General features: G+C 55.3%; 26 protein-coding genes. 18 read left to right on the top strand and 8 right to left on the bottom strand.

Annotated features, from left to right (window positions below):
* Positions 1-28: 28 nt before the first annotated feature.
* The gene (locus tag N5J69_RS15875; protein WP_279771552.1) at positions 29-985 is read left to right on the top strand and encodes a sugar-binding transcriptional regulator; all 957 of its coding nucleotides are present in this window, start codon (positions 29-31) and stop codon (positions 983-985) included.
* Between the two features lie 10 nt (positions 986-995).
* Here N5J69_RS15875 and emtA read toward each other — a convergent pair whose 3' ends face one another.
* A complete protein-coding gene (emtA, locus tag N5J69_RS15870) occupies positions 996-1,625 on the bottom strand; it encodes a membrane-bound lytic murein transglycosylase EmtA (protein ID WP_086905610.1) in 630 nt (209 codons plus the stop codon).
* Positions 1,626-1,791: 166 nt separating this feature from the next.
* On the opposite strand from emtA, the gene ldcA reads away from it, so the two are divergent.
* Together ldcA and N5J69_RS15860 are read left to right on the top strand one after the other, a co-directional pair.
* Complete coding sequence (ldcA, locus tag N5J69_RS15865) at positions 1,792-2,715, top strand: muramoyltetrapeptide carboxypeptidase (protein ID WP_279771550.1); 924 nt, start codon at positions 1,792-1,794, stop codon at positions 2,713-2,715.
* Between the two features lie 22 nt (positions 2,716-2,737).
* Positions 2,738-3,400, top strand: a complete 663-nt coding sequence (locus N5J69_RS15860) for an MBL fold metallo-hydrolase (RefSeq protein WP_279771548.1) — start codon at positions 2,738-2,740, stop codon at positions 3,398-3,400.
* On the opposite strand, the gene N5J69_RS15855 is transcribed toward N5J69_RS15860, so the two are convergent.
* From N5J69_RS15855 to N5J69_RS15845, 3 genes are all read right to left on the bottom strand, one after another.
* On the bottom strand, positions 3,401-3,814 hold the full coding sequence (locus N5J69_RS15855; protein ID WP_279771547.1) for a GNAT family N-acetyltransferase: 414 nt from the start codon (positions 3,812-3,814) through the stop codon (positions 3,401-3,403).
* A 14-nt stretch (positions 3,815-3,828) separates the two neighbouring features.
* On the bottom strand, positions 3,829-4,212 hold the full coding sequence (locus N5J69_RS15850; protein ID WP_279771546.1) for a hypothetical protein: 384 nt from the start codon (positions 4,210-4,212) through the stop codon (positions 3,829-3,831).
* 187 nt (positions 4,213-4,399) lie between these two features.
* Positions 4,400-4,579 (bottom strand): hypothetical protein, encoded by a 180-nt coding sequence (locus N5J69_RS15845; protein WP_279771545.1) that lies wholly within the window; start codon positions 4,577-4,579, stop codon positions 4,400-4,402.
* 214 nt (positions 4,580-4,793) lie between these two features.
* Between N5J69_RS15845 and N5J69_RS15840 the strand changes: the two genes are divergently transcribed.
* The 3 genes from N5J69_RS15840 to N5J69_RS15830 all read left to right on the top strand — a co-directional run bounded on the left by N5J69_RS15840 (position 4,794) and on the right by N5J69_RS15830 (position 6,775).
* Complete coding sequence (locus N5J69_RS15840) at positions 4,794-5,123, top strand: hypothetical protein (RefSeq protein ID WP_279771544.1); 330 nt, start codon at positions 4,794-4,796, stop codon at positions 5,121-5,123.
* Between the two features lie 61 nt (positions 5,124-5,184).
* Positions 5,185-5,742 carry a hypothetical protein gene (locus tag N5J69_RS15835; protein ID WP_279771543.1) on the top strand — a complete coding sequence of 186 codons (558 nt, stop codon included), beginning with the start codon at positions 5,185-5,187 and terminating at the stop codon, positions 5,740-5,742.
* Positions 5,743-5,764: 22 nt separating this feature from the next.
* On the top strand, positions 5,765-6,775 hold the full coding sequence (locus N5J69_RS15830; RefSeq protein ID WP_279771542.1) for a phosphatase: 1,011 nt from the start codon (positions 5,765-5,767) through the stop codon (positions 6,773-6,775).
* 20 nt (positions 6,776-6,795) lie between these two features.
* On the opposite strand, the gene N5J69_RS15825 is transcribed toward N5J69_RS15830, so the two are convergent.
* Complete coding sequence (locus N5J69_RS15825) at positions 6,796-7,008, bottom strand: DUF2767 family protein (RefSeq protein WP_150009627.1); 213 nt, start codon at positions 7,006-7,008, stop codon at positions 6,796-6,798.
* Between the two features lie 180 nt (positions 7,009-7,188).
* Between N5J69_RS15825 and N5J69_RS15820 the strand changes: the two genes are divergently transcribed.
* From N5J69_RS15820 to N5J69_RS15805, 4 genes are all read left to right on the top strand, one after another.
* Positions 7,189-7,437 (top strand): CsbD family protein, encoded by a 249-nt coding sequence (locus N5J69_RS15820; protein WP_279771541.1) that lies wholly within the window; start codon positions 7,189-7,191, stop codon positions 7,435-7,437.
* A gap of 162 nt (positions 7,438-7,599) precedes the next feature.
* Positions 7,600-7,770, top strand: a complete 171-nt coding sequence (locus N5J69_RS15815) for a hypothetical protein (protein WP_279771540.1) — start codon at positions 7,600-7,602, stop codon at positions 7,768-7,770.
* 357 nt (positions 7,771-8,127) lie between these two features.
* Positions 8,128-9,189 (top strand): glycosyltransferase family 9 protein, encoded by a 1,062-nt coding sequence (locus N5J69_RS15810; RefSeq protein ID WP_279771539.1) that lies wholly within the window; start codon positions 8,128-8,130, stop codon positions 9,187-9,189.
* Positions 9,189-9,518, top strand: coding sequence for a DUF1493 family protein (locus N5J69_RS15805; RefSeq protein ID WP_279771537.1), 330 nt, complete (start codon positions 9,189-9,191; stop codon positions 9,516-9,518). The genes N5J69_RS15810 and N5J69_RS15805 overlap by 1 nt, the downstream gene beginning before the upstream one ends.
* On the opposite strand, the gene N5J69_RS15800 is transcribed toward N5J69_RS15805, so the two are convergent.
* The 3 genes from N5J69_RS15800 to icd form a co-directional block, all read right to left on the bottom strand.
* Positions 9,512-10,522, bottom strand: a complete 1,011-nt coding sequence (locus tag N5J69_RS15800) for a glycosyltransferase family 9 protein (protein ID WP_279771536.1) — start codon at positions 10,520-10,522, stop codon at positions 9,512-9,514. The two genes, N5J69_RS15805 and N5J69_RS15800, sit on opposite strands and share 7 nt — an antisense overlap.
* 206 nt (positions 10,523-10,728) lie before the next feature.
* Entirely contained in the window at positions 10,729-10,932 is a 204-nt protein-coding gene (locus N5J69_RS15795; RefSeq protein WP_279771535.1) for a hypothetical protein, read from the bottom strand.
* Between the two features lie 521 nt (positions 10,933-11,453).
* The gene (gene icd, locus N5J69_RS15790) at positions 11,454-12,704 is read right to left on the bottom strand and encodes an NADP-dependent isocitrate dehydrogenase (RefSeq protein ID WP_013357495.1); all 1,251 of its coding nucleotides are present in this window, start codon (positions 12,702-12,704) and stop codon (positions 11,454-11,456) included.
* A gap of 104 nt (positions 12,705-12,808) precedes the next feature.
* Here icd and rluE point away from each other — a divergent pair, with 104 nt between their 5' ends.
* The 8 genes from rluE to N5J69_RS15750 all read left to right on the top strand — a co-directional run bounded on the left by rluE (position 12,809) and on the right by N5J69_RS15750 (position 20,661).
* Positions 12,809-13,471: a 23S rRNA pseudouridine(2457) synthase RluE gene (gene rluE, locus N5J69_RS15785; protein WP_279771534.1), complete on the top strand. Its 663-nt coding sequence runs from the start codon at positions 12,809-12,811 to the stop codon at positions 13,469-13,471.
* Positions 13,472-13,515: 44 nt separating this feature from the next.
* Positions 13,516-13,989: an NUDIX domain-containing protein gene (locus N5J69_RS15780; protein ID WP_279771533.1), complete on the top strand. Its 474-nt coding sequence runs from the start codon at positions 13,516-13,518 to the stop codon at positions 13,987-13,989.
* Between the two features lie 42 nt (positions 13,990-14,031).
* A complete protein-coding gene (gene mnmA / locus N5J69_RS15775; protein WP_279771532.1) occupies positions 14,032-15,144 on the top strand; it encodes a tRNA 2-thiouridine(34) synthase MnmA in 1,113 nt (370 codons plus the stop codon).
* 42 nt (positions 15,145-15,186) lie between these two features.
* The gene (gene hflD / locus N5J69_RS15770; RefSeq protein ID WP_279771531.1) at positions 15,187-15,828 is read left to right on the top strand and encodes a high frequency lysogenization protein HflD; all 642 of its coding nucleotides are present in this window, start codon (positions 15,187-15,189) and stop codon (positions 15,826-15,828) included.
* A gap of 44 nt (positions 15,829-15,872) precedes the next feature.
* Entirely contained in the window at positions 15,873-17,243 is a 1,371-nt protein-coding gene (gene purB / locus N5J69_RS15765; protein WP_279771530.1) for an adenylosuccinate lyase, read from the top strand.
* 104 nt (positions 17,244-17,347) lie between these two features.
* Complete coding sequence (gene phoP, locus N5J69_RS15760) at positions 17,348-18,016, top strand: two-component system response regulator PhoP (RefSeq protein ID WP_279771529.1); 669 nt, start codon at positions 17,348-17,350, stop codon at positions 18,014-18,016.
* Between the two features lie 2 nt (positions 18,017-18,018).
* The gene (phoQ, locus tag N5J69_RS15755; protein ID WP_279771528.1) at positions 18,019-19,479 is read left to right on the top strand and encodes a two-component system sensor histidine kinase PhoQ; all 1,461 of its coding nucleotides are present in this window, start codon (positions 18,019-18,021) and stop codon (positions 19,477-19,479) included.
* A 57-nt stretch (positions 19,480-19,536) separates the two neighbouring features.
* Positions 19,537-20,661 (top strand): cupin domain-containing protein, encoded by a 1,125-nt coding sequence (locus N5J69_RS15750; protein ID WP_279771527.1) that lies wholly within the window; start codon positions 19,537-19,539, stop codon positions 20,659-20,661.
* The last annotated feature ends 36 nt before the right edge of the window (positions 20,662-20,697 follow it).

Below are 20,697 nucleotides of genomic sequence, written 5' to 3'. Positions count from 1 at the left end.
CCGGGCAGATTCAGAGAGGGAAAAACCGATGGCAAAACAGGATGAACAGCGACTGATGGTGAAGATTGCGACGCTCTACTATGTCGAAGGGCTGAAGCAGTCAGAGATTGCGCAGTCGCTCACCCTATCGCAGTCGTTTGTCTCACGCATTCTTAATCGCAGCGTGAAAGAGGGTGTGGTCAAGATCAGCGTGGTGCCACCGGCCAACGTCTACCCTGAACTGGAAAAGGCGATTGAGCAGACCTATAACCTGCCGCAGGCGATTGTGGTGGATGTCCCGGATCAGGCGTCGGCATTGCAGATTAAGCAGGCGATTGGTTCGGCAGCCGCGCACTATCTGGAGACCCGGCTGCGTAACGATGAGCTGATCGGCATTTCGTCGTGGAGCGGCACGATCCGGGCGATGGTAGATGCACTGCATCCGCTTAACAGCGCCTGCAAGGGTGTGATCCAGCTGCTGGGCGGTGTCGGGGCTAACGGCAACGTGCAGGCCACTATTCTGACTCAGAATCTGGCGGCGCTGCTGAACTGCCCCGCCTGGCTGCTGCCGTCGCAGTCAATTGAACATTCGGTCAGCGATCGCAAGCGCCTGTCGGCCAACGCAGAGGTGGCTGAGGTGCTGAGCAAATTTGAGCAGGTGGATCTGGCGATTGTCGGCATCGGCGATCTGGAGCCGTCAGCGCTGCTGCGCAATTCTGGTAACTATTACGATGGCAAAATGCTGCAGACGCTGGCGGCGCGCGGCGCAGTAGGTGATATCTGCCTGCACTATTTTGACGCCTGCGGGCAGCCTGTGCTGAAAGCGGAAGAAGATCCGGTGATTGGAATGGAGCTGGCGCAGGTGAAACAGTGTCCGCAGGTTGTCGGGCTGGCAGGCGGACGGGAAAAAGCGCAGGCGATTCGCGGTGCGCTATTGGGCGGTTACATCAAGGTGCTGATTATCGACTATCCCACGGCGCGACTGCTTCTCACGCCGCAGGCCTAATCAGATCCGGTCAGATGGTGCGGTAAGCGGTGGTGACTTTCCACAGATAGCGCGGTGCCTGCGCCGCCGGATGTTTGTTCTGCACATGCTGATAGAACTCATCCGGTGACATCGCATTGATCATCGCAATGGCCCGATCGCGGTCGCGGGAAAATGTTCGCAGCAGCGCACCGGCACCGTTGGCATAGGAGACGATGGTGGCGTAGCGCAGGGTCAGCGGATCGCGGATGCCCGACAGCGCGGAGTTCTGCAGGATGCGGATGTAGGCCGTACCGATATCAATATTTTTGGCCGGATCGCGCAACTCGGCATTCGACGGCTGACCACGACGGCCCAGCGTACGATAGACTTCTCGCCCGGCGGTTGAGGCTTTAATCTGCATCAGCCCCACCGCATTGGAACGGCTCACTACGCCCGGATTTCCACCCGATTCGACACTGATAATGGCGCTGATCAACTTCTCATCAACGCCATAATGACTGGCGGCATCTTCGGTAAACATGGCCCAGGTTCCATTGACGCTGGACGGCGGTGCCTGCGTTAGCGGCGTGTTGCGCTGCTTAACGGCATGGTGCGGTGGCTCGCTGGCACAGCCAGTCAGGAGTAACGCCGAGAGTATAAGGTGTCGGATTTTCAGCAATTTTTCGTCTCGTAGCGGTTGTGGCGAATGCTATCATACCCAGGCAGCCTGTCAGCAAAATTACCGTTTATCCTAAATACACGAATATGTGGCGCGTACCGTGACTTCAGCAGAGGTTTTCGCCATCATCGCCGTCAGTCATGAGCGCTAACAGCAGGAAAGTATGATGATTTCACGTTCAGTTCGTCTTATCTCCCCCTCCGGTTACTGTCACAATCAGCCTGCGGCGCTGCAGGGCATTGCGCGACTGCGTGCGGCGGGCCATCAGGTGGAGAACGAGCAGGTGATCACCCGCCGTTTTCAGCGTTTCGCCGGAACAGATGCTGAACGCCTGGCGGATATCAACCAGCTTGCCAGCCTCCGTACCCTGCCCGACGTGGTGCTGGCGGTTCGGGGCGGTTATGGGGCCAGCCGGTTACTGGACGCTATCGACTACATCGGTCTGCAGCGTCGTCTGCTGAATCAGCCGCTGGCGCTGTGCGGCCACAGCGACTTTACCGCCATTCAGCTGGCCCTGCTGGCGCAGGTCGGCCTGATTACCTTTAGTGCGCCGATGCTGGCCGGGAATTTCGGTGCCGCGACCTTATCTGAATTTACCCTTCACCACTTCTGGCAGGCACTGACATCACCTACAGTAGAGGTGAACTGGCAGAGCGAAACGTCCGATCAGGGCGAGTGGCAGGGGACGCTGTGGGGCGGAAATCTGGCGATGATCTGCTCACTGATCGGCACGCCGTGGATGCCGCAGATTGAGAACGGTATTCTGGTGATAGAAGACGTGAATGAGCATCCGTTCCGCATTGAACGCATGCTGATTCAGCTGCAGCAGAGCGGCATTCTGGCGCGACAGCGGGCGATTGTCACCGGCAGCTTCACCAGCACGGCCCTGTCGGAATATGATAATGGGTTTGATTTCAGTACTGTCTGGCAGCGCGTGCGTGACACCACCGGTCTGCCGGTGATATGTGGATTAGATTTTGGTCATGCCGCTGACACGGTAACACTGCCGCTGGGTGCCAGCGCGCGATTAGCGGTCAGCCAGGGCAACGCCCATTTGCAGGCGACCGGGCATCCCGTCCTGCGGGAATAGAGAGCGTTTCAGGAGATCGACATTGAAGCCGTTGTATGACGATTTGTGGATCTCAACCCCGGAATTTCCGGTGGAAGATGCCGTTAATGACCTGATGATGCATGGCTTTATGCTGCGTCATCCGCGCGGCAATCTGCTGATTGGCCGCGTAGAAAATCCGCTCGATCACGAGGTGCTGGCCGATACCGGCGGCGTCATTCGTCACTATCTGACCCACTGGCACGAATCCGCGCCCGGTGCGGCGGTGATCCAGCAGCGCTTCAGCAGCGCGCTCTATTGCCACAGCCGGTCATTAGGCCCTGTCAGCCGTTTTGCGGAGCCTGACGATACCTTTTCACAGCAGGAAACGCACTTCGGGGATTTTTATCTGTTGCCGACGCCAGGCCACACGCCGGGCAGCTGCAGCTATCTCTACACTTCGCCGCTGGGGCTGACTTATCTGTTTGCTGGCGACACCGTGACCCGCTCGCATGACCGCTGGATCACCGTGCTGGTGCCGGACAGTAATCCCGCTGAGCTGAGTCAGACGCTGGAGTTTTATCGATCGCTGCGTCCCGACGTGGTGCTGATGAGTACCACGCGCGGACATCTTTCCTGGAAAAAAGTGACGCTGCAAAGCTGGCTGGCCGCAATTGATGAAGCTGAACAGCATCCACTGGATTTGCGTGAAAATCCGCTGTTCTGATTACATTATTTTGGTCAGATAGTGACGCTGGTGATGACGCAGATAGTTCCCCAGCGTGAGCCGCAGGGTGTAGCCGAGTTTTTCATAAAACGGACGCGCCTGAAAACTGGCAGTATCCACCTGCGCATAGCGGCAGCCGCGCTCGCGGGCCGCCTGCTCGGCGGCCTGTATCAGCTTCGTGCCAGCCCCCTGCCCGCGCAGCGCCTCACTTACCCACAACATATCAATCCGCAGCCAGTTACCGGCGGTCGAGCCGGTCAGTCCGGCCAGCTTTTTGCCCTGCTCATCCCGGATAAATACGCCAATTGCCCTGATCTCATCCGCCTCAACAAATTTGCTGTTATAAGCTGTCAGACCCAGCCGGACCTCATCCAGATCCAGTGCGGTAACGTTGTCGGTAATCTCAGGTTGCATAGTGGCTCCCGGGGCTAGGTGTCGGAGCGCTGACGATCGTCGTAACGCTCCAGGCTCAACGCATCCACATCGCGTTTTTCACTGCGGCTGCAGGGCAGCAGTGTATCGCTGTCGCGGTAAACAAAGAAGGTCGCCTGGCTGCGCTGGTTCACAATCAGCTGATCGCCATTGCGAAAACGGGTGATCGCCACCCGATCGCCCCCCTCTAAACGGGTACGCTGCTGACCGGCCGCTATCTGAAAGTGTCCCTGCGGCCACATCAGGGTGGTTAAACCATATTCGGCACGCGAGACCGTCATGGTCGCCCGACCGGGACAGTTAAGCTGAAATTCGGTTTCGCTCCAGGCAGGTGCGACGTGGCAGGCCAGCAGGCCCAAAGCAATAAACGCTGCCTTCATGCGGTGTCTCCACTGATTTCATTGAGAATTTTCTTAGCTTAACATAGAAAATAAGCGAGGAGAGGTGTAAGGCAAAGGTCACTAAGACCATTGAAAGATGGAATGGGCGTGCGAAAAAAGCTGAAAGTTGAGAAAAGATAAAGTAATCGGGCCAGGCTGACAGACTGCCAGCCTGACCGGACAGGGATTATTCGGCTGCCACTTCAGCGGCCACTAACATCAGCGCCAGCCCGGCATTTTCGCTATCGTAGGCCTGCATTGCGGCACGAATATCTGCGGAGCAGGCGAGCACCTGTTGCTTCTTATCGGCTTCCAGCACGTCAATCGCGTGGCGAATAATCATTAGACCTGCTTCTTCTTCTTTCATCATTTATCCCTGGATTTGCCTAAGTGGTGCGCAAAGGAGCCAAGAATACCGTTTATTGATAAGCAAAGTCACCCCTTTACATTCCTGTTGCTTAACGATTAAACAAATCACAAACAGGAAGCATAGCGGAAACCGCTATAATTAAGATATTGTGGGTGTAACAGGATAGACTCTGCGCCACAACACGCCCAGGGATTGAAGCAGGTAGAAAATCATGATGCGACTCAGCATTTTTATCCTCATCGCGATGGTGACTGGATGTTCATCTGGCCCGAAAGGGGTGGAATGCCCGGGTGAGGTCTCGACAATTTATGGTCAGTCGATGGGGCAGACTCAGGGCGTAATTTTTGATCTGGTCAACAGCTTCACCGTGACCAAGGATAATGTCAGCGTTAACAGCGGCCTGCTGCAGTCGCTGGATCGGTTTCAGTATGTTCCGTCCTCCGTGACGCGTGAAGGCTACTACGCGCAGCGTCTGTCAGATAAGCAGTTCCGTCTGATTAATCCTTATCAGGACACCCAAATCACCTGGACCTGTCCATAAGGGATGAATCCTGCTGCCAGATGGTTTATTGTCAGGAAACGTCAAGCAGCAGGTCTCCCCGATGGAAAAACGTCTGGATAACAACGGTTATATCGACTTCCCCTTCCCCGCTACCCGCAATGCGGATGGCTCGGTTAATCCCTGTGGCTTTGATCTGACGCTGGAAACCGGTCGCCTTGAAGAGATTCGGGTGCTGAACCGTTCAACGAATCTGCGCCGACTGGTCGAAGAGGTCAATCTGCAGGAGGGGCTTTTTATGACCCTGGCCTGCGACTGGCAGCAGCGCGAAGACGCGGTCTGTGGCTTCATTGATGTGGCCTTTCGTCCCGATCTGCCCCAGCACGGCCACGAGGAGGCGCTGCAGCTGGAAACGCACTTTTACCGCTACCTCACCGGCCAGGAGCAGCAGCACCAGCTGCCCGCAGAGACACTGGTGAACTACGCCCGATCGGTTCTTGACTGGAGCTGGTCGCCGCTGCGCCAGCGTCAGCGCGATTACGAGAAGATGACCATCCAGTTCTACTGTCCGCAGGCCGATGACGCCGAATGGTGTTTTGATCATCTGCGCCATTTCCTGGTGAGCGTCTATCCGGCCTGCGTCGCCGCCCGTTCACTCTGATCCCCTCTGCCCCGGAGTTGCTATGCGTTCTGCTGCGCTGTCTGTTTTTACGCTGTTCTGCTCGCTGTTTTTTGCCGCTGCCGCCCAGGCCGATCGCTGTCAGCAAATCCGCGCCGGTCTGGATATCGGTTCCGGCACCACCAAAATTGCGGTAGCACGCGTCAATGTCTGCCAGCTGCGCATCGAAAAAATGCTGTATCAGGATCAGCGTGCCGTGGCCTGGAACGACGCATTAGCCCACTCCACGGATAACCAGCTGAGTCCGGCGATAACCCACGAAGGTGCTGCCGCACTGCAGCAGCTCGTGGCGAACGCACAGCGCTTTCATCCACAGCGAATCAGCGGGGTTGCCACGGCGGTGTTCCGCAACGCCAGTAACGGTCAGGCTGTGATTGAACAGTTACAGCGCCAGAGCGGTGCGCAAATCAGCATTATCTCGCAGCAACAGGAGGCGAAACTCGGGTTTCTTTCTGCGAAAGCCGCGCTTAACGATCCGGCGATCCGTGATGATCAGTTGCTGGTCTGGGACATCGGAGGGGGATCCATGCAGATGACCGCCTGGCGACAGCAGGCGGGCAAGCCGGTTGCGGATATCTATCAGGGCAGGCTGGCCTCGGTGACGCTGAAAAACTTTATCCTGACGGTGCTGAAGAACAGCCCGGAGGCAAAATCGCCCAATCCGATTGGCTCCTGGCGGCAGTCAGTGCTGCGCTTTGTGCAGTTTTATGCTGCCAATGAAGTCAGTCCTCAGATCAAACAGGATGTGAAGGATCGCAGGATAATTGGCATCGGTGGCGTACACGGTTTTTCGATCCGCAATCAGTTACCGGGTAAACCTCATCGCTATACGCTGGCGGCCTTGAGTCAGCTTTCGCAGCAGCAGGTCTGGAAAGGCGACAGCGAACTGCAGGGTGACTACCGCGCCACTGACGTGAGCAACCTGTTACTGGTGGAAGGGTATATGCAGGCGCTGAAAATGGATGAAGTTACCATTGTTGAGGCCAGTCTGATTCAGGGCGTGCTGCTGCAATAGCGCTCTGTTTCCACACTTCGCTACACGTCAGATTTAACCAGACGGATAGCGTGATCCAGCATCCGCTGCTCATCCCGTTCACTGTGGGCGCGCTGCTGGCGGGTGCGTTTAAGCAGGTCATAGATTTCGCCACGCCGGGTGTCATGACCGCGCTCCATCAGCACAATAACTGCATCGCCAATCACGCGGCAGACTTCATCATAGTCATCATCATTCAGTGCATCACGTTTCATCGTTTCTCCTCCGGCTGTGACTCTCTTCCCAAAAGGCTAGACAGGAAATGGCTGGCCCGCAAACGCAGCGCCGTTAACAGCCAGAAATGATTTTTTAGCCCCTTATTCAGCGCTGGCGGTGCAGAATTCACTATCTTTGCTACGCTTTGAGAGTCTTACTCAAATCCAAGGAGCAATTAAATGTCAGGAAAAATCGAAGATAAAGTAAAAGAAGCCGCTGGCGCAGTTCAGGAACAATGGGGCGCTGCAACCGGTTCATCTGAGCATCAGGCTAAAGGCGCAGCACGTCGCTATACCAACCAGGCAAGCTACGCTGCACGTGACGCTGCTGAGTGCATCAAGGATCAGGTTCAGTCCAATCCTGTTGCCGGTCTGGCCATTGCTGCAGGCGTCGGCGTATTCATCGGCTTCCTGCTGGGCCGTAAATAATACGTCTGAACGTCAACAGAACGGGAGCCACGGGCTTCCGTTTTTTTTGGCGTTGATTGACCGCATGCTGAGAAACATCTGAAAGATAAGCCCTTACCGGCCAGCACACGGTGAGTCTCCGTGCTTAATTACGTTCTCTTTTGACAACATCAAGGTGATCTTATGAAAACAATTCCTGCCCTGCTGCTGGTTGCAGCGACATTAACCTCTCTGGCGGGCTGCTCGCACAAGAGTGATGCGATCAAAGCAGATGGCCGTCCACATGCACCGAGTGGCCAGTCTTCACCGGGCGGCACCCTGGGTTCAGGTCCGGTGGGTCAGCCGCAGTCGTAATACCCTGCCCCGGCCCGCGTGCCGGGGTTTGCTTCTGTTATCTTCATATTAAATAGCGCCCGTAAAATAAACCCCCTCATCGTTAACCTGCTAGTAATTAAGACCGTAATTAAAAGCCCGGTATCTTATTATTATAAGAATCCTCCCCACTCTTTTCGATGATTGCCTGCCTTTTTTACACAATCCTGTATATATACCCTGAATAAACAACACTAAAATTGTGGAAACAGGTTAAACAAATATTCTACAATCAATAAAAAATAATTTTCCTTATTGAACTTTAGCCGTAAGGTTATTCTCTAATAATGCACAACACCTTTTGGTTAATATTTTTGATATGTTTAAGAGAATTCAGACGTGAAGAAAAAAAAGATTTATCTGATAGACCGACTTTTAACGCTTTATTCTCGATTTTCAGGCAGAACTCAACCGCAGGCCCTGCAAGCGCTGACACCCGGCACCGTGGTGATTTATTCCACCACGGCTTTGGGCGATTTTCTGATGAATACCCCGGCTATCTGGAGTCTGAAGAATCGCTTTCCCACCAGCAAATTTATTCTGGTTTCCAGCAAGAAAAATAAGGATCTCGTCAGCCGTTATAACTGGTTCGATAAGATCTATATCTGGGATAACAAAGTGGCTAATTTCCTGCCGCTGTTTTTCAAACTGCGTCGCCAGAAACCTGATCTGTCCGTGATATTACATGCCCATTTTCCCTACGATATTATGAGTTCGGTACTGACCGGCAGTAAGGCGATTGTGCGCGATCATTACGGCAGTGAGTCACCTGTGCTGAATAAATATCTTGATCACTATTCAGGCTATTTCGACGACCACACCATCAAACGCAAGCTGAAACTGATTGAAGCGCTGGGTGCAGAGACAGAGCAGACCCGCATGCATCTGCCCGAGATAAATAGCGTTTCCACTGCAACGGCTACCCATCGCCGCATCGGTTTTCAGCTGGGCGCCTCTAAAGATATTCGCCGCTGGCCGCTGGCCTCTTTCAGCCAGCTGGCAACCGCCTTGCTTGACCGCTGGCCTGATGCGGAAATTATCGTGACCGGTACCGCGGCTGAACAGCCCCTTGAGAAAGCCTTTCTCGAAAGCCTGCCGCTGCACTACCGTCAGCGTGTGACGCCGATGGCGGGTAAAACGAATCTCAGCGGCCTGATTACCCTGATCCGCACGCTGGACCTGCTGGTTACCGGCGATACCGGTCCGCTGCACATCGCCGTGGCGGCACAGACGCCAACGGTCAGCCTGTTCTCTACCGCCAATCCGCGCTACACCGGACCCTGTCAGGACAGCGATCGCCACATTATTATCCATCGTCCGGATAAAACGGCGTCACAGCATCCGATGGCGTCGATTAAGGCTGAAGAAGTTGAGCAGGCCGTGGCGAAACTGGTGGGGTAATGAACGACCTTTCTCACGCGATTATTGCGCTGATTGAATACCACAATCAGCCAAACGCACTCGGCTGGTTCAGGAAAGTGGATCGGGCGGGGTTTCATCTGCAGCAGCTTCCGCTGAATGAGGTGGAGTTCGCGATTCTGATGAGCGATTTTTTTGACACTTTCAATGTCTGCTCTGAGCATTATGATGATGCCCGCTATTTTCCGGCCGCGCACCCGCGAGGTTTTACACTGGCGGGGTGGTTTACACCACGCGGGTATCGTCCCGTGACGGTCGCCATGCTGTGTGAAGCAGCCAGCCGGGGACGCTGGCCTGAAGCGGATTACTGAATAAGGGTTTGGGCGAACGCGTCATATACCTCGCGGCTGCTCAGCGCGTTGACGTTGCGCGACGCCGGTTGCAGCACCTGATGATTTACCCCCCACGGATGCCAGCATGCCGGGTCGCTGTCGCCAAACAGCGCCACTACAGGTAATCCCAGCGCAGCACCAATGTGCATTGCGCCGCCATCACTGCTTATCAGCCCCTGACACAACGACATAGCCGCAATCAGCTGCGGCAGGCTGGTGGTTGATACCGCCTTAATCGGCAGGTGCGGGCAGAGCGCCATGATTTCACGTGCTTTTTCATCATCGCCAGGATGACGCGGATTATCGCGGCTGCCGGGTGACCAGAGCAGCATAATCTGGCAGGGATGACCCGCCGCAATTTTCTCAGCCAGCCCGGCAAACCGTGCGGCCTCCCACTGCTGGCTCGGCTTGCGGGCGCTGATTTGCAACGCATAAACCGGCACGCTGGCATCAATCGCGTGGGTGTCACGCAGGCTGGCGGCAATCGCAGCATCCGGCCGCAGTGTCAGTTTGCCTGGCGCGGTGGCACTGAGATTGAGCTGCCGTCCCAGACTGAACAGGGTTTCACTGATATGACAGGGTGTCTGGCTGGGCGGCGGCAAAAGATCGGTTATCAGCGGATGCGACTGCTCACCCAGCGCAATCACTCTGGCGGGCCGGACGATTTTAACCCACTTCAGACCATGCTGATCCCAGCGACTTTTTGCCAGAATCACCACATCGTAACGTTGTTTTTTCAGGGTCAGCATCAGCTTCAGCCGCTGTAACACGCAGGCCAGCCGTCCCTGCCCTGCCTCGCGGTGATGCAATTTCGTGTAATAGAAGAGCTGCCGGACAGAGGGATTATGCTGCAGCACTGGCGCAGCATAATTGTTAGTCAGCACATCAACCTGATGCTGCCCCGACTCCGCCAGCGCACTGATCAGCGGCGTGGTCAGTAACGTGTCACCAATATTATCCCGACAAATAATTAAAACCCGCATCTCTGACATCCTCTGTGTACAGGCTACGCCGTTCCGGCTGAAAAAAGTGAGACTCGCCCGGTTAACGTTCCGGGCGCCATAACGCAACGGCATAAGTCAGCAAATTAGTCAGCGCAGATTGAGGTTGGTTCAACTATCGCGATGGTGTTGTAAGGCGGCTGCCCTGGTGCGGGCCAGCAACGCGCCGCCACGCGCGCCGCGAACTGTCAACCGGCGCGCGTGGCGAGCAGGCTAAGAGCCAGTGTCATAATGGGTTCCGGTTCCGGGTGAATGTCGGTAAACATTTGTTGAATTTTTTCAGAAAGAGTTTCGCGGTTCACCAGCTTATCCTCAGCCACCATTTCCATTACAGCCTGCCCAAACAGCAGGCGACATGCCGCAATGGCATCACTCAGTGCTTCATCATCCATAATACGCTCCCTGTGTACGGGCAGAAGCGTACACGTCTGTGATGAACGAATCATGCGTAACTCTTTTTTTTGCGGCACAGGTTACAAAAATGAATTTTCTGCATCACACAGCGCGTCAGGACAGACACATGACATGCCGGGCCACTAACGAAAAAAGGAATTAACAGGCCATGTCGCAGAGCAGATCAACGGCGACATTGTGAGTCAGTGCAGGCTGCGCATCAGGTAACGTTATTTTTGCTGCCAGTCAGGCGGTTGCGGTGTTTGTGTCGTGGCATCGGATAATGCAATTCGCAGGAATATTAAAATGCTTAGTCGCGAGCAGGAATTTAGCAGAATATTTACAAGGAAAAAGAGGGAGTAATTCGGGACAGAGGCAACACGGTATTTTGCTGAATCAGCAGAACGTCGTGTTGAATACGCCACGACTTGAGTGAGGACGCGGTGAGAAGGAAGCAGTGTAAAAAGCGGGCACAAAAAAGCCAGCATCGCGTTTAACGCTATGCTGGCCTCAGCAGACATTACATATTTTCGATGATCGCGTCACCAAACTCTGAACATTTCAGCAGTTTAGCGCCATCCATCAGGCGTTCGAAATCGTACGTCACGGTCTTGTTAGCGATAGCGCCTTCAACACCTTTAACAATCAGGTCAGCCGCTTCGAACCACTCCAGATGACGCAGCATCATTTCTGCAGACAGAATCACTGAACCTGGGTTCACTTTATCCTGACCGGCATACTTAGGAGCTGTACCGTGGGTGGCTTCGAACAGCGCACACTCGTCACCGATGTTAGCGCCTGGTGCGATACCGATACCGCCAACCTGTGCCGCCAGGGCATCAGAGATGTAGTCGCCGTTCAGGTTCATACAGGCGATAACGTCATATTCTGCCGGACGCAGCAGGATCTGTTGCAGGAACGCATCAGCAATCACATCTTTTACGATGATCTCTTTGCCGGTGTTCGGGTTTTTGAACTTCATCCACGGGCCGCCGTCGATCAGTTCGCCGCCGAACTCGTCTTTCACTAACTGGTATCCCCAGTCTTTGAAAGAGCCTTCGGTGAACTTCATGATGTTGCCTTTGTGAACCAGGGTCAGTGAATCACGATCGTTGGTGATGGTGTATTCCACTGCCGCACGCACCAGACGTTTGGTACCCGCTTCTGAACACGGCTTAACGCCGATGCCACACTGCTCCGGGAAGCGAATTTTCTTCACGCCCATCTCTTCGCGCAGGAACTTGATCACTTTGTCTGCTTCGGCAGAGCCCGCTTTCCACTCGATACCTGCGTAGATATCTTCGGAGTTTTCACGGAAGATCACCATGTCGGTCTCTTCAGGGCGTTTAACCGGGCTTGGCGTGCCTTTGTAGTAACGTACCGGACGCAGGCAGACGTAAAGGTCAAGCTCCTGACGCAGTGCCACGTTCAGTGAACGAATACCGCCGCCGACCGGCGTGGTCAGTGGGCCTTTGATGGCTACGCGATACTCTTTGATAAGGTCGAGCGTTTCCTGTGGCAGCCAGACATCCTGACCGTAGAGTTCAACTGACTTCTCACCGGTGTAAATCTCCATCCAGGAGATCTTACGCTCGCCGTTGTAGGCCTTCTTCACCGCCGCGTCGACAACTTTCAGCATGACCGGGGAAACATCAACACCAATACCGTCACCCTCAATGTAAGGAATGACCGGATTGTTTGGCACTGTGAGCTTGCCCTGATTCAGGGTGATTTTCTGACCTTCCGCCGGAACTACTACTTTGCTTTCCATTAACCTCTCCTGGGCGTTTGTTAATGATTTGTAAGATGCGCGTCAATACTACTTGAATATTTCCGTCACGCCAATCACCGCAATTTCACGTTATAATGCGCCGAATGTTTCTGACTGCAAAGCCCATGCGAAAAACAACTCAACGAATTCACCAGGATAAACGATTCAGCCGCCCGACGCGTGATGCGCGACGTGCCCCTGCCCGCCCAGCGACACCTCGCCGTGTCATTCTGTTCAATAAACCGTTCGACGTTCTGCCTCAGTTCACCGATGAAGCGGGCCGCCGCACCCTGAAGGATTTTGTCAGCGTCGCTGAAGTCTATGCCGCCGGTCGCCTTGACCGCGACAGTGAAGGATTGATGGTGCTGACCAACGATGGCGCACTGCAGGCCGCCCTGACGCAGCCCGGTAAACGCACCGGTAAGGTTTATTATGTGCAGGTGGAAGGCGAGCCGCAGGCATCGGATCTGCAGCCTTTACGGGATGGGGTTAATCTGAAAGATGGCATGACGCTGCCCGCTGGCGTGGAAAAAGTGGACGAGCCCGATTGGCTGTGGCCGCGTCAGCCGCCCATCCGTGAGCGCAAAAACATTCCGACGCAGTGGCTGAAGATTACGTTATATGAAGGCCGTAATCGTCAGGTGCGACGGATGACCGCCCATATTGGCTTTCCCACATTGCGCTTAATTCGCTACGCCATGGGGGCGTATTCGCTTGACGATCTGGCTCCGGGTACGTGGCGTGAACTCAGCGACGCCTCCACCTGAAAATCGATTTTTTATAACCTCAGGTTAACAATTGCGGAGAAGTGATGTTTAAACCTCATGTTACTGTCGCCTGTCTGGTTCAGGCTGAAGGGGAATTACTGGTGGTGGAAGAGACGATCAACGGTCGCGCGTTGTGGAATCAGCCTGCCGGACATCTTGAAGCGGATGAAACCCTGCTGGAAGCCGCAGAGCGGGAACTCTATGAAGAGACCGGCATTGCGGCACCCATGCAATATTTCCTCGCCATCAATCAGTGGATCGCGCCCGACAGTACGCCTTTTGTGCGTTTTCTGTTTGGTCTGGATCTGGCGGAAAAAGCACCCACTCAGCCACAGGACAGCGACATTGATTGCTGCTGGTGGTTACCGCCAGCCCGGATTCTCACTGCTTCTAACCTGCGTTCGCCCCTGGTCGCTGAAAGCGTACGCCTGTGGCAACAGGGCACGCGCTACCCGTTACATCTGGTCAGCCCGTTCCAGTGGCCGTTTCACGAGGGTGCGCGCCTGCCTTCTGCATGATAGAATGCGCCGCCTGTTTTTTTATCGTAATGCGAGCGTGTCATGTCTGACAACAGCCAGAAAAAAGTGATCGTCGGTATGTCCGGCGGCGTCGATTCTTCCGTTTCCGCCTGGTTACTGCAACAGCAGGGCTATCAGGTTGAAGGCCTGTTCATGAAGAACTGGGAGGAGGACGATGGCGAGGAGTATTGTACCGCCGCGGACGATCTGGCGGATGCGCAAGCAGTGTGCGACAAGCTCGGTATCAAGCTGCACAAAGTTAACTTTGCTGCGGAATACTGGGATAACGTCTTTGAGCATTTCCTCGAAGAGTACAAAGCGGGCCGCACGCCTAATCCCGATATCCTCTGCAACAAAGAGATCAAATTCAAAGCGTTCCTGGAGTTTGCGGCTGAAGACCTCGGCGCAGATTTCATCGCCACCGGTCACTATGTGCGTCGTCACGATGTGGCAGGCCAGAGCCAGCTGCTACGCGGACTGGATGGCAACAAAGACCAGAGCTACTTCCTCTATACCCTGAGCCATCAGCAGATTGCACAAAGTCTGTTCCCGGTCGGCGAACTGGAAAAACCGGAAGTGCGCCGCATTGCCGAACAGCTGGACCTGATCACCGCGAAGAAAAAAGACTCGACCGGCATCTGCTTTATCGGCGAGCGCAAATTCCGCGATTTCCTGGCGCGCTATCTCCCGGCTCAGCCTGGCGAAATTGAAACAACGGAAGGCCAGATTGTCGGTGAACATCAGGGGCTGATGTACCATACTCTGGGACAGCGCAAAGGCCTGGGCATTGGTGGCCTGAAAGAGAGCAAAGATGATCCCTGGTATGTGGTTGACAAAGATGTGGCGCGTAACCGCCTGATTGTCGCCCAGGGCGGCGATCATCCGCGCCTGATGTCAGTTGGCCTGATAGCGCAGCAGCTGCACTGGGTTGATCGTCAGCCTGTCACCGCCCCGCTTCGCTGCACCGTGAAAACCCGCTATCGTCAGACCGACATTCCCTGTGAGATTATTCCACACGGCGACGATCGGATTGAAGTGCGTTTCGATGAGCCGGTTGCCGCGGTCACGCCGGGCCAGTCAGCGGTGTTTTACCTTGGCGACGTCTGCCTCGGTGGCGGTATTATCGAACAACGCCTGCCATTCGTGGCGGAGTAAGCGGGTTCAGCCCGCGTTGATGACGCGTAAACAGGAGTAACCGTGGCGAAAAATTATCAGGAAATCACGCTGGCGCTGGCGGGCATCTGTCAGTCTGCCCATCTGGTGCAGCAGCTGGCTCAGCAGGGTCACTGCCAGCCCGAGGCGCTGACGGTATCACTGCGCAGCGTGCTGGACCTTAATCCTGGCTCTACGCTGGCGGTGTTTGGCAACAATGAAGCCAACCTGCGCCTCGGACTCGAAACCCTGATGGCGGTGCTGAATAGCAGCAGTCGTCAGGGTGCAGGTGCCGAACTGACGCGTTATACGCTCAGCATGATGGTGCTGGAGCGCAAGCTCAGTGCCAGTAAGTCTGCCATGACCACACTGGCGCAGCGCATCACCCAGCTTGATCGTCAGCTGGCACATTATGAGCTGGAGTCAGACACCATCCTCAGTGCGATGGCGGCCATCTATGTGGATGTGATCAGCCCGCTTGGCCCGCGTATTCAGGTTACCGGTTCGCCTGCGGTGCTGCAGAATACGCAGGTACAGAGTAAAGTACGTGCCACTCTGTTAGCCGGTATCCGCGCTGCCGTATTGTGGCAGCAGGTCGGTGGTGGCCGACTGCAACTGATGTTCTCGCGTCAGCGTTTGCTGCGTGAAGCAAAAACCCTCTTATCCCGGCTGCCACTGACTTACTAAGTTGGTGCGGCAAAACACTGCTAAATGATTCAGGAGTTGCACTGATGGAATTATCCTCTCTGACCGCCGTCTCACCTGTCGATGGTCGTTACGGCGATAAAGTCAGCCCACTGCGTGCGATTTTCAGCGAATTCGGTTTGCTGAAATTCCGCGTTGAGGTTGAAGTTCGCTGGTTACAAAAACTGGCCGCGATCGCAGAGATCAAGGAAGTTCCTGCATTTGATGCTGACGCAAACGCTTTCCTTGATGCGATTGTCGCCGGTTTTTCAGAAGAAGATGCCGCTCGCATCAAAACGATTGAGCGCACCACCAACCATGATGTCAAAGCGGTTGAGTACTTCCTGAAAGAGAAAGTGGCCGATATTCCTGCCCTGCACGCCGTCTCTGAATTTATTCACTTCGCCTGCACCTCTGAAGATATCAACAATCTGTCGCACGCCCTGATGCTGGAAACGGCCCGCCGTGACGTCATTCTGCCTTACTGGCAGCAGTTGATCAGCGCCGTGAAAGGTCTGGCAAGCGAATACCGTGACATTCCACTGCTCTCCCGCACCCACGGCCAGCCAGCAACGCCGTCGACCATGGGTAAAGAGATGGCTAACGTCGCCTATCGCCTGGAACGTCAGTTACGTCAGCTGAAGCAGATTGAGGTGCTGGGCAAAATCAACGGCGCAGTAGGCAACTACAATGCCCACCTTGCCGCCTACCCTGAAGTGGACTGGCATGCACTGAGCGAGAACTTTGTGACCTCACTGGGGATCACCTGGAACCCCTACACCACGCAGATTGAGCCACACGACTATATCGCTGAGATGTTCGACTGTATCGCCCGCTTCAACACCATCCTGATCGATTTCGATCGCGATATCTGGGGTTATGTGGCGCTGAACCATTTCAAACAGAAAACCATCGCGGGCGAAATTGGTTCATCGACCATGCCGCACAAGGTCAACCCGATCGACTTCGAAAACTCCGAAGGCAACCTGGGCCTGGCGAATGCAGTGATGCAGCATCTGGCGAGCAAGCTGCCGGTCTCACGCTGGCAGCGTGACCTGACCGACTCTACCGTGCTGCGTAACCTCGGCGTGGGCGTGGGTTATGCGCTGATCGCCTACCAGGCGACGCTGAAAGGCATCTCAAAGCTGGAAGTGAACCGTGACCGTCTGCTGGACGAGCTGGATCAGAACTGGGAAGTCCTGGCGGAACCGATCCAGACGGTGATGCGCCGTTATGGCATTGAGAAGCCTTACGAGAAGCTGAAAGAGCTGACGCGCGGTAAACGTGTGGATGCGGCCGGGATGCAGGCCTTTATCGACAGCCTGGCGCTGCCGGAAGAGGAAAAAGTGCGTCTGAAGCAGATGACGCCGGCAAACTATATTGGTCACGCTATCCAGATGGTTGACGATCTGAAATAATGCCCGCCGCAGACCGGCCCAGTCCGGTCTGCGTTAACATCTTGTTTAATACATTTCGCGTATACTTTCTGCAGGTTGACTCAAACTGAGTGTAAGGAATTTCTATGCGTGTTCTGGTTGTTGAAGACAATGCCCTGCTGCGCCATCATCTCGCCGTCCAGTTACGTGACATGGGCCATCAGGTCGATGCCGCCGAAGACGCCAAAGAAGCCGACTATTTTCTTCGCGAACATCTGCCCGATATCGCGCTGGTGGATCTCGGCCTGCCGGATGAAGATGGCATGTCGCTGATTCGCCGCTGGCGCAGCGATGCCGTGCGTCAGCCGATTCTGGTACTGACCGCCCGCGAAGGCTGGCAGGCCAAAGTTGAAGCGCTGGAAGCCGGTGCGGATGACTACGTTACCAAGCCGTTTCACATTGAAGAAGTTGCGGCACGCCTGCAGGCGCTGATGCGCCGCAACAGCGGTCATGCTTCGCAAATCATTGATATGGCCCCGTTTCAGGTGGACCTTTCCCGCCGTGAACTGACGGTCAATGAAGCGCCGGTGAAGCTGACCGCCTTTGAGTACACCATTGTCGAAACGCTGATCCGCAACGCGGGCAAAGTGGTAAGTAAAGATTCGCTGATGCTGCAGCTCTATCCTGACGCTGAACTGCGCGAAAGCCACACCATTGACGTACTGATGGGCCGTCTGCGCAAAAAGATTCTGGCGTTGCACCCGACTGACGTGATCGCCACCGTGCGTGGCCAGGGTTACCGCTTTGATCTCTGACCATGTCCCGGTTTAACCGTTACCGCCCTATTTCGCTGCGCGCCCGCTTTCTGCTGGCCTCCGCAGCGATAGTACTTTTCCTCTCACTCTCTTACGGCATGGTCGCAGTGATTGGCTATGTCGTGAGTTTTGATAAAAACACCTACCGGGTGATGCGCGGCGAGAGCAATCTGTTCTTTACCCTAGCGCAATGGCATGACAACACGCTCACCATCGCTCAGCCGGAACGCATGACGCTCAACTTCCCGACGCTGGTGTTCATTTACGATGAACACGGCAAGCTGCTGTGGCAGCAACGCGACGTGCCGGAGATCCGCAAAAAGATCCATCGCGAATGGCTGCTGAAGCCCGACTTCTACGAGATCGATACCAGCAATCGCACCAGCATGGTGGCGATGGGCAACAACCTTAATGCCCAGCGACAACTCAACGACTGGGACGACGACAGCAACGATACGTTTACCCACTCGGTCGCCGTTAACCGATACGATGCAACGACCAATCTGCCCGCGCTCACCATTGTGGTGGTCGACTCGATCCCGCAGGAATTGCAGCACTCCGATGTGGTCTGGTCGTGGTTCAGCTATGTGCTGGCGGCTAACCTGATACTGATTATCCCGTTGCTGTGGCTGGCCGCCCACTGGAGTCTGCGACCAATTGGTGCGCTGACACAGCAGGTGCGTGAACTTGAAACCAGTCAGCGTGAGAATCTGGCGGATAATCCGCCGCAGGAGTTGCGCAGTCTGGTGCGCAACCTCAATCTGCTGCTGACCAATGAGCGGCAGCGTTATACCCGCTATCGCACCACCCTTTCTGATCTCACTCACAGCCTGAAAACGCCGCTGGCCGTGTTGCAGAGCACCCTGCGATCGCTGCGCAATGGTAAAGAGCTGACGGTGGAACAGGCGGAGCCGGTGATGCTGGAGCAGATCAGCCGAATCTCACAGCAGGTGGGGTATTACCTGCACCGTGCCAGTATGCAGGCCGATCACAATCCACTGCAGCGCGATCTCCATTCCGTTTCCGGTCTGCTCGACAGTCTTTGTTCGGCACTCAATAAAGTCTATCAGCGCAAAGGCGTGGCGATAACGCTGGATATTTCACCAGAGCTGACCTTTGTAGGCGACCAGAATGACTTTATGGAAGTGCTGGGCAACGTACTGGATAATGCCTGCAAATATTGCCTGGAATTTATCGAAGTCAGCGCTTTTCAGAGCGAAAAGGCGCTGCATCTTTATATTGACGACGACGGTCCGGGTATCCCCGAGAGCAAGCGCGATTTAGTGTTTGTGCGGGGCCAGCGTGTCGATACGCTGCGCCCCGGCCAGGGATTAGGTCTGGCGGTGGTTCGCGATATTCTGGAACAGTACGATGGCAACGTCATCGCCACCAGCAGCACGCTTGGCGGCACGCGTATGGAAGTGATTTTCCAGCGCCAGGAAGTCGAACATCGCCGCGAGTAGAAAACCGTCCGGGCTGTTATACTAGCTGGCATTTACAGCCCTAAGCGGAACCCTTGTATGGACTATCAGCTCGATATTAACTGGCCCGATTTTATTCAGCGTTACTGGCAGAAACGCCCGGTAGTGCTGAAGCGTGGTTTTAAAAACTTCGTTGACCCTCTTTCACCGGATGAACTGGCCGGACTGGCAATGGAAAACGAGGTGGACAGCCGCCTGGTCAGTCATCAGGACGGTAAATGGCAGGTCAGCCACGGCCCGTTTGAGAGCTACGATCATCTGGGAGAGAGCAACTGGTCTCTGCTGGTCCAGGCGGTCAATCACTGGCATGAACCCTCTGCCGCGCTGATGCGCCCTTTCCGCTTCCTGCCTGACTGGCTTGTCGACGACCTGATGGTGTCGTTTGCCGTGCCTGGCGGTGGCGTCGGCCCCCATTTCGATCAGTATGATGTCTTTATTATTCAGGGTACGGGTCGCCGTCGCTGGCGCGTCGGTGAGAAAGTGCCGCTGAAGCAGCACTGCCCGCACCCGGACCTGCTGCAGGTTGAACCGTTCGATGCCATCATCGATGAAGAGCTGGAGCCGGGCGATATTCTCTACATTCCACCAGGATTCCCGCACGAAGGCTACTCGCTGGAAAATGCCCTGAACTATTCCGTCGGTTTCCGCGCGCCCAGCGGACGCGAGTTAATCAGCGGCTTTGCGGATTACGCCCTGGCCAACGAGCTGGGCAGTCTGCGCTTCAGCGACCCGGATGTCCCTTCACGTGATTGCCCGTCGCAGATTCTGCCGCAGGAGATTGAAGGCGTGCGCCAGCTGATGCTGGATGTGGTCAATCAGCCTGAACATTTCACTCAGTGGTTCGGGGAATTTATCTCGCAGTCACGTCACGAACTCGATGTCGCACCACCGGAACCGCCTTATCAGCCTGATGAAATTTATGATGCGCTGCAACAGGGTGATGCCCTGAGCCGGTTAGGTGGCCTGCGCGTCCTGACGATTGGTGATGCCGTTTACATTAATGGTGAGCGGGTTGAGTGTTCACGCCCCGATGTCATGGCCGTGCTGGCCAGTCACTATCGCATCACGCTTGACGACCTGGGTGATGCGCTGGATGATCCGGCCGTGCTGGCGCAGATTGCCGGTCTGGTCAATGCCGGTTACTGGTACTTCGGCGAAGAGTAATAAGCCGCACTGTTGCTGAATCAGGCTCTCTTGCCG

It is taken from the genome of Pantoea sp. GD03673 (genome assembly GCF_029844725.1).
Lineage (GTDB): Bacteria > Pseudomonadota > Gammaproteobacteria > Enterobacterales > Enterobacteriaceae > Pantoea.
Note: the sequence above shows the minus strand (reverse complement) of the source record. Positions and strands in the feature narration are given on the sequence as shown.

Bases quoted from the DNA above. Each gene is read 5' to 3' on its own strand.
- N5J69_RS15875 (WP_279771552.1), top strand. From the start codon at position 29: ATGGCAAAACAGGATGAACAGCGACTGATGGTGAAGATTGCGACGCTC.
- ldcA (WP_279771550.1), top strand. From the start codon at position 1,792: ATGATTTCACGTTCAGTTCGTCTTATCTCCCCCTCCGGTTACTGTCAC.
- N5J69_RS15855 (WP_279771547.1), bottom strand. From the start codon at position 3,814: ATGCAACCTGAGATTACCGACAACGTTACCGCACTGGATCTGGATGAG.
- N5J69_RS15850 (WP_279771546.1), bottom strand. From the start codon at position 4,212: ATGAAGGCAGCGTTTATTGCTTTGGGCCTGCTGGCCTGCCACGTCGCA.
- N5J69_RS15845 (WP_279771545.1), bottom strand. From the start codon at position 4,579: ATGAAAGAAGAAGAAGCAGGTCTAATGATTATTCGCCACGCGATTGAC.
- N5J69_RS15840 (WP_279771544.1), top strand. From the start codon at position 4,794: ATGATGCGACTCAGCATTTTTATCCTCATCGCGATGGTGACTGGATGT.
- N5J69_RS15835 (WP_279771543.1), top strand. From the start codon at position 5,185: ATGGAAAAACGTCTGGATAACAACGGTTATATCGACTTCCCCTTCCCC.
- N5J69_RS15830 (WP_279771542.1), top strand. From the start codon at position 5,765: ATGCGTTCTGCTGCGCTGTCTGTTTTTACGCTGTTCTGCTCGCTGTTT.
- N5J69_RS15825 (WP_150009627.1), bottom strand. From the start codon at position 7,008: ATGAAACGTGATGCACTGAATGATGATGACTATGATGAAGTCTGCCGC.
- N5J69_RS15820 (WP_279771541.1), top strand. From the start codon at position 7,189: ATGTCAGGAAAAATCGAAGATAAAGTAAAAGAAGCCGCTGGCGCAGTT.
- N5J69_RS15815 (WP_279771540.1), top strand. From the start codon at position 7,600: ATGAAAACAATTCCTGCCCTGCTGCTGGTTGCAGCGACATTAACCTCT.
- N5J69_RS15805 (WP_279771537.1), top strand. From the start codon at position 9,189: ATGAACGACCTTTCTCACGCGATTATTGCGCTGATTGAATACCACAAT.
- N5J69_RS15800 (WP_279771536.1), bottom strand. From the start codon at position 10,522: ATGCGGGTTTTAATTATTTGTCGGGATAATATTGGTGACACGTTACTG.
- N5J69_RS15795 (WP_279771535.1), bottom strand. From the start codon at position 10,932: ATGGATGATGAAGCACTGAGTGATGCCATTGCGGCATGTCGCCTGCTG.
- icd (WP_013357495.1), bottom strand. From the start codon at position 12,704: ATGGAAAGCAAAGTAGTAGTTCCGGCGGAAGGTCAGAAAATCACCCTG.
- rluE (WP_279771534.1), top strand. From the start codon at position 12,809: ATGTTTCTGACTGCAAAGCCCATGCGAAAAACAACTCAACGAATTCAC.
- N5J69_RS15780 (WP_279771533.1), top strand. From the start codon at position 13,516: ATGTTTAAACCTCATGTTACTGTCGCCTGTCTGGTTCAGGCTGAAGGG.
- mnmA (WP_279771532.1), top strand. From the start codon at position 14,032: ATGTCTGACAACAGCCAGAAAAAAGTGATCGTCGGTATGTCCGGCGGC.
- purB (WP_279771530.1), top strand. From the start codon at position 15,873: ATGGAATTATCCTCTCTGACCGCCGTCTCACCTGTCGATGGTCGTTAC.
- phoP (WP_279771529.1), top strand. From the start codon at position 17,348: ATGCGTGTTCTGGTTGTTGAAGACAATGCCCTGCTGCGCCATCATCTC.
- phoQ (WP_279771528.1), top strand. From the start codon at position 18,019: ATGTCCCGGTTTAACCGTTACCGCCCTATTTCGCTGCGCGCCCGCTTT.
- N5J69_RS15750 (WP_279771527.1), top strand. From the start codon at position 19,537: ATGGACTATCAGCTCGATATTAACTGGCCCGATTTTATTCAGCGTTAC.